Source organism: Sulfitobacter sp. JL08 (assembly GCF_003352045.1).
Classification (GTDB): Bacteria; Pseudomonadota; Alphaproteobacteria; order Rhodobacterales; family Rhodobacteraceae; genus JL08.
In genome coordinates this window covers 3,946,370-3,962,823 of record NZ_CP025815.1, presented here as the reverse complement: position 1 = coordinate 3,962,823, position 16,454 = coordinate 3,946,370, and the positions used below count along the sequence as shown (strand labels likewise).

17 protein-coding genes are annotated in these 16,454 nt (G+C 57.6%); 12 read left to right on the top strand and 5 right to left on the bottom strand.

Features of this window, described 5'->3' with window-relative positions:
- Positions 1-61: 61 nt before the first annotated feature.
- From C1J05_RS19475 to C1J05_RS19445, 7 genes are read left to right on the top strand one after another with little or no spacing between them, the layout of a single operon-like run.
- Positions 62-1,138 (top strand): hypothetical protein, encoded by a 1,077-nt coding sequence (locus tag C1J05_RS19475; protein ID WP_114871710.1) that lies wholly within the window; start codon positions 62-64, stop codon positions 1,136-1,138.
- On the top strand, positions 1,139-2,272 hold the full coding sequence (locus C1J05_RS19470; RefSeq protein ID WP_114871709.1) for a hypothetical protein: 1,134 nt from the start codon (positions 1,139-1,141) through the stop codon (positions 2,270-2,272).
- 39 nt (positions 2,273-2,311) lie between these two features.
- A complete protein-coding gene (locus C1J05_RS19465; RefSeq protein ID WP_114871708.1) occupies positions 2,312-4,243 on the top strand; it encodes an AAA family ATPase in 1,932 nt (643 codons plus the stop codon).
- A gap of 6 nt (positions 4,244-4,249) precedes the next feature.
- Positions 4,250-5,272, top strand: coding sequence for an AbiJ-NTD4 domain-containing protein (locus C1J05_RS21610; RefSeq protein ID WP_162798143.1), 1,023 nt, complete (start codon positions 4,250-4,252; stop codon positions 5,270-5,272).
- Complete coding sequence (locus C1J05_RS19455) at positions 5,269-6,615, top strand: DUF6638 family protein (protein WP_114871707.1); 1,347 nt, start codon at positions 5,269-5,271, stop codon at positions 6,613-6,615. Before C1J05_RS21610 ends, C1J05_RS19455 begins: the two co-directional genes overlap by 4 nt.
- 2 nt (positions 6,616-6,617) lie before the next feature.
- A complete protein-coding gene (locus tag C1J05_RS19450) occupies positions 6,618-6,884 on the top strand; it encodes a hypothetical protein (RefSeq protein ID WP_114871706.1) in 267 nt (88 codons plus the stop codon).
- Between the two features lie 12 nt (positions 6,885-6,896).
- The gene (locus C1J05_RS19445; RefSeq protein WP_114871705.1) at positions 6,897-7,550 is read left to right on the top strand and encodes a DUF1523 family protein; all 654 of its coding nucleotides are present in this window, start codon (positions 6,897-6,899) and stop codon (positions 7,548-7,550) included.
- A gap of 14 nt (positions 7,551-7,564) precedes the next feature.
- Here the strand turns inward: C1J05_RS19445 and C1J05_RS19440 are convergent, their stop codons facing one another.
- Positions 7,565-7,945 carry an HIT domain-containing protein gene (locus C1J05_RS19440; RefSeq protein WP_114872464.1) on the bottom strand — a complete coding sequence of 127 codons (381 nt, stop codon included), beginning with the start codon at positions 7,943-7,945 and terminating at the stop codon, positions 7,565-7,567.
- A gap of 8 nt (positions 7,946-7,953) precedes the next feature.
- On the bottom strand, positions 7,954-9,531 hold the full coding sequence (locus C1J05_RS19435; protein ID WP_114871704.1) for a DUF5928 domain-containing protein: 1,578 nt from the start codon (positions 9,529-9,531) through the stop codon (positions 7,954-7,956).
- A gap of 145 nt (positions 9,532-9,676) precedes the next feature.
- Between C1J05_RS19435 and C1J05_RS19430 the strand changes: the two genes are divergently transcribed.
- The gene (locus tag C1J05_RS19430) at positions 9,677-10,495 is read left to right on the top strand and encodes a sulfotransferase family protein (protein WP_114871703.1); all 819 of its coding nucleotides are present in this window, start codon (positions 9,677-9,679) and stop codon (positions 10,493-10,495) included.
- An 82-nt stretch (positions 10,496-10,577) separates the two neighbouring features.
- Here the strand turns inward: C1J05_RS19430 and C1J05_RS19425 are convergent, their stop codons facing one another.
- A complete protein-coding gene (locus C1J05_RS19425) occupies positions 10,578-11,822 on the bottom strand; it encodes a lytic murein transglycosylase (RefSeq protein WP_114872463.1) in 1,245 nt (414 codons plus the stop codon).
- A gap of 153 nt (positions 11,823-11,975) precedes the next feature.
- Between C1J05_RS19425 and smpB the strand changes: the two genes are divergently transcribed.
- From smpB to C1J05_RS19405, 4 genes are all read left to right on the top strand, one after another.
- A complete protein-coding gene (gene smpB / locus C1J05_RS19420; RefSeq protein ID WP_114871702.1) occupies positions 11,976-12,452 on the top strand; it encodes an SsrA-binding protein SmpB in 477 nt (158 codons plus the stop codon).
- Complete coding sequence (locus C1J05_RS19415) at positions 12,445-13,092, top strand: glutathione S-transferase family protein (RefSeq protein ID WP_114871701.1); 648 nt, start codon at positions 12,445-12,447, stop codon at positions 13,090-13,092. The genes smpB and C1J05_RS19415 overlap by 8 nt, the downstream gene beginning before the upstream one ends.
- Positions 13,093-13,165: 73 nt before the next feature.
- Positions 13,166-14,020: a 3-mercaptopyruvate sulfurtransferase gene (gene sseA, locus C1J05_RS19410; protein WP_114872462.1), complete on the top strand. Its 855-nt coding sequence runs from the start codon at positions 13,166-13,168 to the stop codon at positions 14,018-14,020.
- 2 nt (positions 14,021-14,022) lie between these two features.
- Positions 14,023-15,207 carry an amino acid aminotransferase gene (locus C1J05_RS19405; RefSeq protein ID WP_114871700.1) on the top strand — a complete coding sequence of 395 codons (1,185 nt, stop codon included), beginning with the start codon at positions 14,023-14,025 and terminating at the stop codon, positions 15,205-15,207.
- Positions 15,208-15,258: 51 nt separating this feature from the next.
- Here the strand turns inward: C1J05_RS19405 and C1J05_RS21605 are convergent, their stop codons facing one another.
- Together C1J05_RS21605 and C1J05_RS19400 are read right to left on the bottom strand one after the other, a co-directional pair.
- Positions 15,259-15,441, bottom strand: a complete 183-nt coding sequence (locus tag C1J05_RS21605) for a hypothetical protein (protein WP_162798142.1) — start codon at positions 15,439-15,441, stop codon at positions 15,259-15,261.
- Between the two features lie 43 nt (positions 15,442-15,484).
- On the bottom strand, positions 15,485-16,402 hold the full coding sequence (locus C1J05_RS19400) for a LysR substrate-binding domain-containing protein (protein WP_254684654.1): 918 nt from the start codon (positions 16,400-16,402) through the stop codon (positions 15,485-15,487).
- Positions 16,403-16,454 lie beyond the last annotated feature (52 nt).

Sequence of the window (16,454 nt, the reverse complement as noted above, 5' to 3'; positions counted from 1 at the left end):
GATGTAAATCCACGTAACATTCCTTATATCAAGGGTAACAGGTTGGAAAAAGGAACGTTTCATGGCCAATTTTGACGCACAGGTGAAAGAATCCCAGGCCCAGGTGGCCGAGGCACAGGCAAAAATCGCCGAACTGACCGGCCGGATCGAAACTGCGCGGGCCAAGATGAAATCCGGCGATGATGCGATGATCGACATCGAAAACGCCACGCTGGACGATGTGCACGCGCATACGGATGTGATGAACGCCAATATCGCCGAACTGATCATGGGGCTGGATGATGTGACAGCGGCCTTTTCCAAGGATTTTGACGAAATGCGCAACAAGACAGGCTGGGAAAGCTTTGTCGGCGTGTTTTCAAAGGGCAAATCCGACAGCATGCGGCAGGAACGGATGCGCACCGCTTCGATTGACGACAAATTGCAGGATCTGATCGGCAAATCCGATGTGATCGTGCAATTGCTGGAAGGCCAGTTGCGGATGCTGGAAGAGCAGCGCACCAAGGTCGAGGGCAACCTGTCCGAAACGCTGGATGAACGCGAACTGACGGTCGGCGAACTGGAAGCCACACGCGCCGAAATTCTGGCAATGGACCCCAAGATCATCGCGCTGGAAAACAAGATCGCGGTCGAACAGGATGCCGCCGCGCGCACCAAACTGGAAACCGAACTGGCCGCGCTGAACACGAAATACAATGCCATGGTGCAGGACGAACAGGTCAAGCTGGCGAAATCGCAGACGCTGGAACGCTATATCGAAAAGGGCAAGACCTGGATTGATTCGCTGCAAAACCAGGCGGCAACGCAAATGGTTTTGATCAACAAGCTGCAAACCGACACAAAACAGCGCGTGGTGCTGTATGATGCCCTGTCGAAATCGTTGAAAACCGCTCAGCAACAGGACGTTGCCCACCGGATCAACGAAATTGGCGTGCAGACGGATCAGGAGGCGCAAACCGCCATGGCCTCGATCGGGACAGCCACCAACAAGCGCATGGCCGACATGATGGAAGCGCATGAAGACCACATGGTGTTTGCCCGCGAGGTTCTGGAAGCCAAGGCCAAGGCCGACGAACGCTTTGCCCGCCGCTTTGGGAAGATCATCGAGAAGCACGACAAGAACCTTTACGGCGGATAGATGACAGATCCTGTCACACCGGATCGCGACCATGTCGGGCTGACCGATCCTTTTGCCTCGCGACGGTACTTCAAGAAGTTTGAGTCGATCATCGGCCACATGACCCGCGTGGCCGGGGTGATGGAAGCCGAAGGCAGCCTGAGCAAGGACGAGGTCAAGGTTTTGACGCGTTATGGCGCGGCGCTGTCTTATACGTTTCGCGCGCTTAGCCTGAAATATCTGCTGGTGGGGCGGGATACGGGGCGGTTTTTCGGCAGTCTGGCGATGGACGCGCATGAAAGCGGATTTCCGGTGGCGGCCGAATTGCTGACTATGGCCAATGACGCGCAACAGGCCGCGCGGCATCTGGACAATATGCCGTCCACAGAGGCGCTGAAAGACCAGATGGTGCGGCAGATCATCGGCGATCTGGAATTGCCGACCAAACTGCAATTCGCACTGTCCCAACGGCTCTACTACGAAGAATTGCTGCGCGGGCACCTGTTCTGGGCGCAGAACGATCCGCAGGCCGTGTGGACGGGCAATCTGTCGGAACAGCGGCGCAGGTTTCTGCTGCACTGGGCCGTCTATGACAGCCAGATCAACCTGCCGACAATCTATCTGATGGAGGTCGAGGACACCGGCAAGACCGCCTTGCCCAAGGATCAGAACCGCTGGCCCGAGGCGCAGGCGCATCTGATGGCGCAAAGCCTGGGCGGGCTGAAACTGTTGACCATCGCACAGGGGTTTGACCGAGATTTTGATGATCTGCATCCAAAGCGGCTGCGCCGGTTCCATATCGGCCCGATGTATTCGCATGCGTATACCGCACAATCGGGTCCGCTGCGCGAGGTTCTGGCCGAGGCAAAATCACCTGAAGGGCAGGACTGGGCGCTAGTCTGGACCACCGAAGATCTGGAAAGCGAGCGGGTGATCGAAGAGCGTGCCGGCTGGTTTTCAAAGGTGGAGCGGCAGGTTTTTGCCCTTGATCCGTTTGCCGGGCGCGGTGTGGACACCGGTGCCACCCGCACCGAGCGCAGCATCATCCTGCCCCAGCGCCCCTATCAGGTTCTGGAAGAAAAGAACCCGCCCGGCTTTGCCAGTGTGCGGAAATTTGTAGTGAGTCCGCAGGGGCGTGTTCTGTCCTATCGATGACGGATGCCTCCGGCGGGAGTATTTTGGGAAAGTGAAGATATGAGCCTGACCTCGGACCAGATGGAACTGCGCGAAGACGATATTGTGGGGCATTACCCTGCTGTTACGGCCATGCTGGAAGGGTTTGACCACACGCCCCGGATCGGGGTGGCAGACTCGGACGAGACACCGGAAAAATCCAGCGGGATCGGATCCCGGCGGCGGTTTCGCACCACCACACCCGGCCTTGTCACGCGGTCGACGGCGCGCAGCGAAGGGGTGCAACTGCTGGCGCGGATCGAGGCTGCGGATGGCGGGGATGCGCTGACATCGCCGTTGCAGGCGACGGTGATGAACGTGCTGCGGCGCGCGGTGTCGATCGCGCTGGCGGTGGCGGATCAGTACGGTGCGCAAACCGGGCTGGGCGATCTGAAACGGGCGAATTTGCAGGGGTCACTGGCGGCCGCGCGCAAGACCGAGTTTTCCGAATTGCTGGCGGCCGAGGCACTGATCACGCTTTATGTGTTTGGCAACGCCACGGCCTATCTGTTGTCGCCGCACCTGTCCGAAGTCACGGTCGAGGTCGGTGAGGTTGAAGAAATACTGACTGACAACGGGCAACTGGCGCTGCATGGCGCGCTGTGGGAACTGGATCAGGACATCGGCGCACATGCCGGTGACGATGCGCGCCTTGTGGCGACGGTGGCGGCCTTTGCCGAACAGCTGATGGAAAAGGTTAAGTTGCGCGCCCAGACCGCCGGGCGGCTGGAGCCGTTCAACGGCGCCGCGTGGCACGTGGCGGCGGATGATCTGACGATCCGCGGATTTTCCCCCAGTTCCAAGGCAAAATCGACCACCCTGACGATGACGTTCAAGAAACCGAACGAGGTGGTGGGCAACCATATTGCCAAGTATCAGGCGATGAAGCTGGCCAAGATGCTGATGGCCTATGATTTTGACAGGCGCCTGAACCCGTTTGCCGAACTGGGCGGGTTCATCTTTACCTTCATGGGGGATGGCAAGCCGGGCACGGGCAAGACGACCCTGATCCAGATGATGGCGGGCATGATCAACGACTATTGCCAGATTGCAGGCTATCCGTTCCGCTACCAGAATCTGAGCACGGGCAATATCGACAGCTATCAGGGCAAATCGGGGCAGAACGCCAAGGCGTTCATCGACACGATCATCGACCCGTCGGTAATCGGGTTCGGCACAATCGATGATATCGACACGCTTGCAGGCAAACGCGGTGATCGCCAGTCCAGCGCCGGCCAGCTTGAGATTACGGCCGTGCTGATGGAAAGCTTTGCCGGGGCCAATACGGTGGTGCGCGGCAACTGTACGTTCGGGATGTTTTCGAACTATCCCGAAAATGTCGATGATGCGCTGCGCCAGCGCGCCGGCGCGCGGTTTCTGGTTGATGGTCCGATCACGCGCGAGGATTATATCGACATCCTGTATCTGCTGATGGGCAAGAACCACGACATTCCGCTGGGCGATCACGATGCCTATGCCGCGCAAGAGATCAAGAAGGCGGTCGCCGCCTCTTTCGCATCGCATGCGCGACCGCACGAGGACGGGTTGTTGCGGGTCTATGAACAGGTCAGAGGCGACATCGGCGCGCTGGATACGATTGCCAAGCTGGGCACCTATCTGAAAGGCATTCAGGAGGCGGATGACCGTTTTACCGGCCGCGCGATCAAGAACATCACAGACGCGGTCAAGGTGCGGGCAATGGATTTCGAACTGCCCGACGAGTGGATGGAAAACCCCGATCTGTTCCTGTTTCAGGATTACGACACGAAAATGAACATGATCAAGGAACTGCGCCAGCCGATCACGGTTGAGATGGTGATACAGGAAATCAACCGCTACGCGGATTCAGAATTCCGCTATGCGGATAAATCCGACGAGGTGGCGATTGACAACATGGTGCGCGAATACGAGCGGACCGAAGCGGCGAAGAAGCGGTATCTGGAAGGGAAATAGAGCTTCATGCTTACAGATGTGTTTTTCACAAGATACGAAGAGACAGCACTGTTTAGGAGTTTGCTTCGGCGAGAAAAAAGAACGCTACATCAGTGCTTTACTATACTTGAAGATTTCCACCCCTACTGGGGAGAAGTAGGTAAAGAACAAGAATCGAGTGCCAGTTTTTGGGCGGAAGTTCATAAAAGGCTTGCCAATGAGCTAGGTGCTCGTTGGTTGTCCGATGCTTATTATCAGACCGACGTCGGCCTCGGAGAATACAGGCGGACCGAAAGCAGGCAAAGGCCGTACATAGAAATTTGTAGAAACTGGTATTCCGCGCAAAAAGCATTGGATGCTGATATTGATCAATACCTAAAGGAAAGGCTCGGTCTAATCGAGGTCGGTTTGCGACAGAAGTATGAGCGTGCAGAGGCAATGCGTGATACTGTGAAAATAGGCGGCCCAGTCGCGGATATGGTCTCTAAGGCTTACCAACTAGAAATTCAAAAATATGAAGACGCTGCCGCCGAAGTTAACTCCAGATTTCGCGCTGCAAACTTTCCTTTGCACTATCACAACGGCTTTTTTCAAATAGAGGCTGATCAATTAGTCTCACACGAAATCGAACAACCATTTTGGAGTCTAGTTTCTGAACCAATCTGGCAAAATGTTGATTTGGACATGAAAGAAGCGGTTGATCAGAGGGACAATGGAGGAAAAGATCCAGCATTTTTTGCGGCCAAAGCGCTCGAAAGTACACTCAAAATCATTTCAGGCGAGCTATGTGCGACCCATGGGAAAGAAAATGGAGCTCACAGTTTCATTGACAACTTATCAAAGAAAGATCTGGTTTTCTTGGAGGTTTGGGAAAAGGAGTTACTCAAGGCTTATTTTTCAAAGGTTCGGAACCAGCTTGGTCACGGCCCCGGAAGCGAACCGATGCCGCAACTCACAGTGTTTCAAACTTCTTGGGCAATCGAAGGTGCAATGTCATGGATAAAAATGCTCGTCCTTCGGTTTGAAGAGAAGAGGGGTTCATCCCTATGAAACGGCTTATCCAACGTGGCCTGATGTTCGGTAACCTGATCGAGGTTGCCTCGCCCGCGCTGGTGGACCGGTATAACCGTGCGCTCAAGCATCTGACAGGCAAGACTACGCAGCTGTCCGATTTCCACATCGACATTTCCGGCTATTCGCCCGAGATCGGGGACGAGCTGAACGACCATCTGTATCTGAACCATGCCGGGGTGAACCGGCAGTTCATTCTGCTGACGACCGATCAGAAACGCGCGCCGCTGCTGAATACGAAATTTTCAACCTCGCGCGGGATATTGCGCCAGTTCATCACTGAAAACGAGGCGCAGTTATTTGCACTGACGGCCCGGGATGCCGTGGCGGGGGAGCTGGTGAATTCGGTCTATGATGTGTCTTCGCCCAAACGTCTGTTCGATATCCGCAGCGTCACCGTCGAGGCCGATACCACAACCGGCACGGTGCGCGATGCCAAGGCGCTTGGCGATATGGTGGACCGGTTCAAAACCGCCGAGGACGGCTGGTTTGATGATGTGCTGATCGCGGACATGATCACATTGGCCAAACGCACCGGCGATGTGACGCGCAATCCGGTCAAGCTCAGACACATGAAATTCGAACAGGATAATTTCTGGACCGCACATTTCGGCGGGCTCTACCTGTTTCGCGGGGTCGAACATCCGGCGCTGATATCGGTTGGGCCCAAGGCGCCGCTGGGCGAATTGCCGATCCAGTATGTGCTGGATTTTTCCGAACCCAACAGGATCGCGCGGTTTTTCGAATTCAACGGGCTGGTCGAACCCATCGTCAAGGCGCGTGGCATCGATGCCGCCGCTATCCTGCGGCAAAAGATTGATTTCATCGTGGTGGATGCCGCAACCCAAAGCGGCATTGATCTGAAGGGGGCGACGCGGCGTGATATCAGGCGGCTGGCGCGCGAAAACGCCGCCGGTCTGCCGCCCGAATTCCACGCCCTGTCCGCGCTGCTGCGCTGGGCCGAAGATGGCGGTCCATGGCCGCGGATCGCGTCTGACCACCCGGCCTATTTCTATACGCTGCGCGCTGCCGATACACCCGACCGTGATCTGGTGAACATGCTGCTTGCCGAACTGACCCCAAAGGATATCCGCCAGTTGTTCATCTGCCACAAGGATGCGTTCTATCAGCGTTATCAGGGCTGGAGCGAGGCCAAGAAATCCTATGTGGTTGATTTTCTGGACCGGGAATATCAGGTAGACAAGGCAGGTGCGCGCCGCGCGTTGTTCGGGCATGATGCGCCGATGGAAGAACCTGCAGCCCCCGATCCCCGCGATCTGATTGATCGTGTCGGACCCTGGGGCGCGGTCAGGAAGGGGTAGCCATGTTTGCACTGGGTCGTTTGCTTGTCATCGGATTTGTGGTTCTGACCATCATCTACGTTGCCCTGTCGTTTTATTCGCGCGCGGTGCGCAAGGGAAAGCTGCAGCGCGAATGGGACGAAGAAGGCATGGAAGGCGACAAGGACGCATGGGTGCAACAGGGACTGGAAGACTATGACGGATCGCTGCGGCGCAAACTAATCCTGGGGGTTTACGTTGTGCCGGTTGTCGTGGTGTCGATCATCATCTATCTGACCAATTTCCACTAGGGGACGGGCGAAATGAAATACATCAAGTGGGCTTTGATCATTGCTGTCTGGGTCTTCATCGGCAGTTTCCTGCATTATACGCTGCCGCAACGCGACGTGGTGCGGATTACAGATACCTATCTGGAACGCATCGATTTCGGCGAGAATTCGATCTTCTGGTCGCATGCGCAAACCGGCGACAACCCGAACCTCACGAACCGCGATGTTTTCTTCATTCAGGCGTTCAAGGACAACGGCAAGCCGATCATCTACCGCAACGAAGATACCGGTTGGGGCTGGCCGCCGTTCTTCAAATTCGACACCTCGAACCTGCAGGCCGAAGCATCCGATCTGGAATCCAAGACAACGGCCGGTGGCGCGCAATGGGCTGTGATCCGGCATTACGGCTGGCGCAACGAATTCCTGTCGATCTATCCCAATGCGCTGGGTGTCAAACCGGCCACGGGCCCGGATCACCAACTGGGCCTGCCTTGGCTGAATATCATTATCCTGACGCTGCTGGCCGCACTGGTCTATGGTATCTGGGTACGCTGGCGGCGGTTCCGCCAACGCCGGATCGATCCGACGCTGGAAGAAATTTCAGACAGTTGGGAGGCCGCCGGCGATGCGGTGGACGAACGGCGCGGGCGTATCCGGCGCTGGTTTGACAGCTGGCGCAGCAAGTAGCCGCGCCAGCGCAATCACGCCTTTTGCAGCATCCGCCCCAACGGACGCCCGCCCAGAATATGCAAATGCAGATGCGGCACTTCCTGAACGCCATGTGTGCCGGTGTTTGAAATGGCGCGAAACCCGTCGCCCCCCGCACCGGGCTGAACGCCGGTGATTTTGCACACCTCGCCGATGGCGCGGGTAAAGCCGATGATTTCCGCATCCGATGCTTCAAGCGCGAAATGGTCATAACACACATAGGGCCCTTTCGGGATCACCAGCACATGCACTGGCGCCTGAGGATATAGATCGTTGAACGCCAGCGCGTGTTCGGTATCCAGAACCGTGCTGTTCGGAATCTCGCCGCGCAGGATTTTGGCGAAAATATTCTGGTCGTCATAAACATAAGCCATCATGTACCTCAGTCGGAAAACAAGTGTTCGGATGCCGTGACCTGATGCGCGTTGCCGTGTGAAATGGCAAGAAAAGCGGCCAGCTTTTCAGCATTTTTTTCTGGGTCATCCGTTTCACGCAACCGGTAGTGGTTTTCGAAATCGGCGTCGCGGATGCGGTCGCTTTCAAAGATCATGTCCTGCCGGATGGTGGGCAACAGCCGCTCCAGTGTCTCGGGCGGGGTGCGTTCCCCGGTAAGCCCAACCCGCATGGCATGCCCTTTCAAATAATCATCACTGAACTGGCATTCGATCTCAAGCAACCTGGTCACAGACCGGTCCGAACAGAAATCCTGCAACAGCTCGATGTTGTTGGGGTCCATGCAGACCAGCAGGCGATCGGTTTCGTAATAATCAAACAACATCCGCACCAGCGAACGGCGGTGCCGTGTACGTTTGCCAAGGGTCGTTTGAATGCCCCCCAGATCGGGAAGATCCGTATCTTCTTCGTTGAACAGATATTCGATTGTCGGGATGTTGCTGACCGCGCGAATGCGTTCGACCATCCGTTTGGCGACGTGCCATTTCTTGCACACCACGATCAGCAATTCACGTTCGCGCCCCAGCGTGCTTTCGGTTTCCCAGAACCGGCTGGCAAAACGCCGACCGATCCGGCCCCGCCCGGTCAGGAATTTGAACAGGCTCTGGGCTTCGTTCGAAATCTGGAATTCGACACCGCTTGCCGCATAAAGCGCGCCCAGCCGGCGCTTCAGTTCGCGCGCCTCGGGGCTGATCTTGCGGGCAAAAAGGAAATCCTGGCTTAGCAAAAGATCGTAGTGATCGTTGTAAAAGGTAATCGGCATCCCGTAATCGGAAAACATCAGGCAGGTCAATGTACGAGTCTCGATCTCGGTCTCGGGCACAAGATGGCGCACCAGTGTCTGGAAAAATGTTTCATCCGGTATCCATGTGGTACGGAAAAACCGGACGACATCACGCCTTGATTTGATGAAATCCAGTATCCATTCGATCGTGCGCCGCCGCAGGCACCACCACTGGCTTCCTATCTGAACCTGAATATCGGGTGGGATGCTGCGGGTCAGCCCAAGCCGTTTCTGAAACCCGTAGGCCGCATAGAACAGGCCGGGTTGTGTGCGTTCATTGAACAGATGCCGGTAGATCAACCGCTCCTGCTTCATTCCGGTCTTGATCCAGTCGCTTTCGAAAAAATCAAAGCTTTCGATGTAATCGACATCGCGGCTGTCCAGAAATTCATGGGCGTATTCAGCCGATTTGATCGCCATGCAATCGCCGGACAACATGTAGAAATGCGTGGCCCGCGGAAACGCGTCAACCGCAGCTTCGACCGCATGGATGCTGGCCTGCACCAAAGACCACGCCCCCCACCCGCATTTGATCCGCTTGCGGGCAAACACGACGTTCGGATTGTCCTTGAGCGCGCGCCGGATCATATCGAAATGCGCCGGCTTGGCCCGCGCATCGAAATGGATGGACATATAGTCGCCAACAGCGGTCAGCCGTTCAGCCTGGTTGATAATGGCCTCCGGGTCTTTGTGGCATAGCAATATGTAGGCGATTTTGGCCATTCTCGGAACGTGACTGCCCTTTTTTTTGTGTTGCCTACCGTGATACTGTTGAACACTGATTGAATAAACAGGATTTGTTTGCTTTTTTGTCGGATGAAGCAACTGTGGTCACATAAACGCGCCGCAGCGCATAGGAGCGAGCAGTATGGGCTTTCCCGGTACGTGGATGACAGAAAGCGAAAGCGTGGTCTATCGCGTGGTGCCCAAATGCGCCTGTTCGACGATCGGGCAGATCATGTATTATTCAGATCACGGCGTTTTCTTTGATGGCGATATTCACGACGCCAAGGGCGGCCTGCACAAATGGGCGCTGGAAGACAGCCAGCATCTGATTTCGGCCAATGTGCAGGATCACGCCTCTTACGCCTTTACCTGTGTGCGCAATCCCTACACCCGCATCCTGTCATCATTCTTTGATAAAATCTGCGGCATCCAGCGCAACGGCAAACGCTACCGGGGCAATCTGGTGCCGCTGCTGATCCAGAAATACGGCATCGAAGTGGGCGGTGATGATGGCAAGCAGGAGTTTGACCAGATCAAATCCTTCCGCCGCTTTTTGTTGTTTGCACGCGATTCCATCCGCTGGCGCCGCCCGATGGAGCCTGATATCCACTGGTCCGCGCAGTCGGGCCACCTGTCTACCTTCATTGTGAACGGTGGCCGGTACGACAACATTTTCTGGACCGAAAAATTCAATGACGGCATGCAATCGGTGCTCAACGCCGTGGAGACACCCCATTCGGTCGATCTTGCCAGCATCCCCCGTTTCAACGAAAGCGAAGGCCACGGACCCAAACGCGCCCATCCGGTCGAGGATTACTTTGACGATCTGTCAAAGCATCTGATGTTTGAAATCTACAAGCGTGATTTCCAGTTGTTCAAATACGATTTCGATGATCCATCCAACAAGATGCCGACCGGCGAAATCGATCTGGATGAAGTGCACATTAAATTGGGCGACTGACTGCCGAAGCAGGCAAGTATTTATGAAAAGATGAAGACAGGCCGGTCTTCATTTGTCCAAAAATACTCAAAAAATCCGACAGTTATTGCAACCGCGCCAGCAGGTCGAGCGAAGGCTGCCCCGTTACGGCCAGCCCGTTAGCGCTTTGATAGGCGGTGATCGCAGCCGTGGTTTTCGATCCGATCACGCCATCGGTGCCGCCGGTGTCGAACCCGGCAGCGGTCAGCCCCTGTTGCAGGGCGCGGCGGTCGTTGATCGTCATGCCGCTGGCATCGGGGGGAAAGCTGCCCTGGATCGGCGGTTTGCCGATGATCCGGTCGGCCAGATGGCCGATGCCGATCACATAGCTTTCCGAATTGTTGTAGCGTGTGATCGTGGTGAAATTGCTGAACGTCATGAAGGCGGGGCCGCGGGCACCGGAGGGGATGATCACCGAAGCGCGGCCGTAATCCGGCACGGTGCGCCCGTTCATATCGCGCACCCCCATACTGGCCCAATCCGCGGTGGACCGGGCCGTACCGCGCCCGGTGAGACCGGTGTTGAACCCTTGCGGCAGGCGCACCTCGACCCCCCAGGGCTGGCCACGGGTCCAGCCGTTCTTAGCCAGATAAGCCGCCGCCGAGGCCAGCGCGTCGGTCGGATCATCCGACCAGATATCGCGCCGCCCGTCGCCGGTGAAATCCACGGCAAAGGCTTCGTAAGATGTGGGAATGAACTGGGTGTGGCCCATGGCACCGGCCCAGCTTCCGGTCATGCGATCCGCTGTTGTGTCGCCGTACTGCAGAATCCGCAGGGCCGCGATCAGCTGTTTTTCAAAAAACGTGCCGCGCCGCCCGTCAAAGGCCAGTGTCGACAGCGACGAGATTACCGGAATGTCGCCGCGCCGCTCGCCATAGCGGCTTTCCAGTCCCCAGATTGCGGTCACATATTGCTTTTCCACGCCATAGCGCGTTTCGATCCGGGACAGGGTGGCATCGTACTGGCGCAGTTTGGTCCGGCCCGTGGCGATCCGCTCGTCCGACGCGGCGATGGCCAAGTAATCTTCCAAAGAGCGTTTGAATTCAGTCTGGTTGCGGTCCCGTTCGATCACGCCGGGCAGATATCCGACACCGCGAAAGGCCCGATCGATCGTTGTGGCGGATATTCCGGCGGCGGCAGCGCGGCCCCGGAACCTGGCCACCCAGGCATCAAACCCGGCATTCGGAACCGATTGCATGCGTGTCGCTGACGCCGTGGAAGATGAGGACGAGAACGATGTGACATTGCCGCCACAGGATGCCAGTGCCGTTGCCGCCAGTCCAAACCCCATCATGCGTCGTGTCAGCATCGGTTTCACCCTTTTGTCTGTGCCGCGTTGTCCCACATCTACCGCAGCGGCGCGCGACATCAAGGTGCAAGCGGCGGGATCGGTGGATTTGCGCGGGTTCGGGCGTGCGCGCCATCTTGCGCTGTCAGGCGTCACCGCCTACATCTGCCTGCCATGGCCCAGAAAAAATCAGACCCGAACTACAAGGTGATCGCCGAAAACCGGCGTGCGCGGTATGATTACGCGATCGAGGATGATCTGGAATGCGGCATCATTCTGGAAGGGTCCGAGGTGAAATCCCTGCGCGCGGGTGGTGCCAATATTGCCGAAAGCTATGCCGCCGTTGAAGACGGCGAATTGTGGTTGGTGAACAGCTATATCGCGCCCTACGAAGGGGCCAGAACATTCCGCCACGAAGAACGCCGCCGCCGCAAGATGCTGGTATCGCGCAAGGAACTGGAGCGCCTGTGGAATGCCACGCAGCGCAAGGGCATGACGCTGGTCCCGCTGGTGATGTATTTCAACCATCGCGGCATCGCCAAGCTGAAGATCGGGATCGCCAAGGGCAAGAAAAACCATGATAAACGCGATACCGAAGCCAAGCGTGACTGGTCGCGCCAGAAGGCCCGATTGCTGAAAGACCATGGATAAGACGGGCGGCGTGACGCTGTTCGGGTTCACGCCCAGCGTTTACACCCGCGCCGTGCAGATGGCCCTGATCGAAAAATCCGTTGCGTTTGGTTTTGTCGAGGCTGATCCGTTCGAGGATCCACCTTCGGACGCGCTTGCGCGGTTACATCCGTTCGGGCGGGTTCCGGTGTTGCGCGATGGCGGCTTCACCCTGTACGAGACAAGCGCGATTTTGCGCTATGTGGATGACATCGCGCCGCGTCCGCCACTAGTGCCTGCCGCTGTCAAAGCCCGGGCGCGGATACAGCAGGTGATTTCGATCATGGACGCGTATGGCTACCAGCCGCTTGTGCGCGATGTCTTTTCGCATCTGGTCTATCGCCCGGCACTGGGGCTTGACGCTGATCCGCAAAAGGCGGCAGCGGGGCTTCGGGCCGCACCGGCTGTTCTGGGCGCGCTTGAGGATATCGCCGCCGAGGGCCACGTTCTGGACGGGCAGAGTGTGACACTGGCCGATCTGCACCTGTCCCCGATGATCGGGTATTTTGCCATGGCCGCAGAAGGGCGCGATATGATGCGCCGGTTCACGGCGCTGTCGCGCTGGTGGGACAAGGCGCAAGCGCGGCCGTCCTATCAGAGTGTATGCGGGGATGCGACATAAGCCCGCCGTAGCCTTGCCAGTGCGCGCCCCTGCTTGTAGGTCATAGGCAACCTTGGCCAAGCGGATAAAGATGATGACAGACGATCCAAAAACCCTTGTTTCCACGGACTGGCTGGCAGCCCATATGAAGGATCCCGACCTGCGGATTCTGGATGCGTCATGGTACCTGCCCGATACGGGGCGCGATGCACAGGCTGAATACCAGGCGGCGCATATTCCCGGCGCACGGTTTTTCGATATCGATGATATTTCCGATCACCGGTCTGACCTGCCTCATATGGCACCCCCGATCGAAAAATTCATGTCACGGCTGCGCGCGATGGGTGTGGGCGACGGGCATCAGGTTGTTGTCTATGACGGTGCCGGGCTGCTGTCGGCGGCGCGGGTGTGGTGGCTGTTCCGCCTGATGGGGCAGCGTGATGTTGCGGTTCTGGATGGCGGGTTTCCCAAATGGCAGGCCGAGGGCCGCGAGACTGAGGATCTGCCGCCCGTTGTACGGGATCGCCACATGACGGTGCGGTTCCAGAATCAGCTGGTGCGCGATGTCACGCAGGTGGCGTCGGCCTCGAAGCTGGGGGATCACGAAATTCTGGATGCCCGTTCGCCGGCGCGGTTTCGCGGCGATGCGCCGGAACCCCGCGAAGGGTTACGCAGTGGGCACATTCCGGGATCGCGCAACGTCTTTTATGCCGATCTTCTGAATGAGGATAAGACCATGAAAGACGCATCGGACCTGAAAGCCGTGTTCGAGGCATCTGGCGCGGATCTGTCAAAGCCGGTCATCACCACCTGCGGGTCGGGTGTGACGGCTGCGATCCTGAGCCTTGCACTGGAACGGATCGGCAAGACCGATCACACCCTTTATGACGGATCATGGGCGGAATGGGGCATGTTCCCGACCGTGCCCGTTGCCACAGGAGACGCATAACCATGCTGAGCAATCTGAAACCACAGCCGGCCGACGGCATCCTGATGCTGATGCAGCAGCTGAAGGACGATCCGCGGCCTGTCAAAATAGATCTTGGGGTGGGCGTTTACAAGGATGCCACCGGCAACACGCCCGTGATGCGGGCGATCAAGGCCGCAGAGCACCGGTTGTGGGAAGAGCAGACAAGCAAAAGCTATGTCGGGCTGGCCGGCGATCCTGCGTTCAGCGATGCGATGATCGCACTGGTTCTGGGCGATGCCGTGGCCCGCGCAAACGTGGCCGCGGCGGCCACGCCGGGGGGAACGGGTGCGGTACGTCAGGCGTTTGAACTGATCAGAATGGCCAATCCGGACGCGCGGGTGTTTGTATCAAACCCGACATGGCCGAACCACATTTCGATCCTGAAATATCTTGGGATGCCGATTGTCGAGTACCGGTACTTCGACGGAGACACCCGCGCGGTGGATTTTGACGGCATGATGCAGGATCTGGCGCAGGCGCGGGCCGGGGATGTAATTTTGCTGCACGGATGTTGCCACAACCCGACTGGCGCGAACCTGAACATGACAGAATGGCGCGCGGTGGCCGATCTGTTGAACAAGACCGGTGCCGTGCCGATGATCGACATCGCCTATCAGGGGTTCGGTGACGGTTTGAGTGAAGATGCGCTGGCAACACAGTTGATCGCGTCTTCTGTGCCGGAATGTCTGATTGCGGCCAGCTGTTCCAAGAACTTTGGCATCTACCGCGAACGCACCGGCCTGTTGATGGCGGTATCGCAGGATGCGGGGCAACAGGCGCTCAGCCAGGGCACACTGGCATTCCTGAACCGGCAGAACTATTCGTTTCCGCCCGATCACGGTGCGCGGCTGGTGACAATGATCCTGAACGACGACGCACTGCGCGCCGACTGGCAGGCCGAACTGGAAGAGGTTCGGTTAAGCATGCTGGGGCTGCGCACCGCGCTGGCGGCGGAATTGCAGCGGCTGTCGGGATCGGACCGGTTCGGATTCATCGCACAGCACCGCGGCATGTTTTCACGTCTGGGCGCAAGCAAGGACAAGGTCGAGGAACTGCGGGCCAAACACGCGATTTACATGGTGGGCGACAGCCGCGTGAACATTGCCGGTCTGAACAAGGACACCGTGCCCATTCTGGCCAAGGCGATCATCGACGTCGGCATCTGAAGATCGCGCGATAGAAAAAAAGCGGTTTCCGCCAGACTGCATTGGTTCGCGTTACTTTAATTCGGGAGAGCCTGCCTCGCGGCGGCGTTTCTGCGAAGGCTGTCCGCACGCGGTAAAGCTGGTGTTGTGGGCGAGGGCTGAATTGAGGCCTTTTTGGCTGGTGCTGCGGCGGAAACGAATGCCTGCTGTACCGCTGAAATCCACAAAAACCGCATTCAGATTCTGGTATTCCAACGAAACCTACCGCTGGTGCGCCGACGGTTGTCAGCGTGGACGGTTACTCGGCCACGAGGATTGATTTGCTAGTAGCGGAATTCTGTCTCGCCTCGGCCAGCAACCAATCGCGGAATGCGCGGATAAGCGGGTCATTGCGGCGCGTCGCCTTGGTTGCAATGGCGTAGATGGTAAAGGGGATTGTCGTCGCCTTGAACAAACGCACTAGACGGCCTTCCGCCACTGTTGGGCCGACGACCGCCTCATAGGCCAGCGACACGCCCAAGCCTGCCTCAGCGGCCGTGGAGGCATATTCGCAATTTGGATATATCGGGTCGCCCTCGGCCAGTTCGGCCACAACGCCAGCAGCGCGAAACCATGCAGGCCATTGATCGTCAACTTCGTCCCGAAACAGGGTCAGGCGAAGCAAGTCGCGCGGGTGGGATATGCTTTCACGCTCCAGTAACGCAGGAGACGCCACCGGGTAACGCGCCGAATGAATGAAGGGCACGACATCAACGCCCTCTTCCGCATCATCGCGCCACTTGATCACGACATCGGCATTGTTGGTTGAAAAATTGGTAGATGGTGCTCCCTCGGCGATGTGCAGTCGGATTGCCGGCGCATGTTGAAACCTTGCCATGCGCGGCAACAGCCAGCGAGCGGCAAACCCGGGCGTGGACAGGACCCGCAAGGTCTGCCCGTGCGTTCCTGCCCGTGCTGCGCGCGTGCTGTCATCCAGATGATCCAGCAACTGCGACAGCCGGCCGGCATAGTCGCGTCCTGTGCCCGTCAGACTGATCCGGTTGCCCTCGCGCCGGAAGAGCGCCGTCGCAAGGTAATCCTCAAGAGCTCGGATTTGATGCGAGATTGCAGAGGGGCTCAGGCAAAGTTCATCCGCAGCAGCTTTAAAGCTCAAGTGCCGGGCTGCTGCCTCGAAGGCCTTCACGGCTGAGAACGGAGGGAGCCGCCGTTTCTTCACAAGTGAATTTTCCTCGTCAGGCGATGAATTACGATCCTTTGCAGTCAAGCAT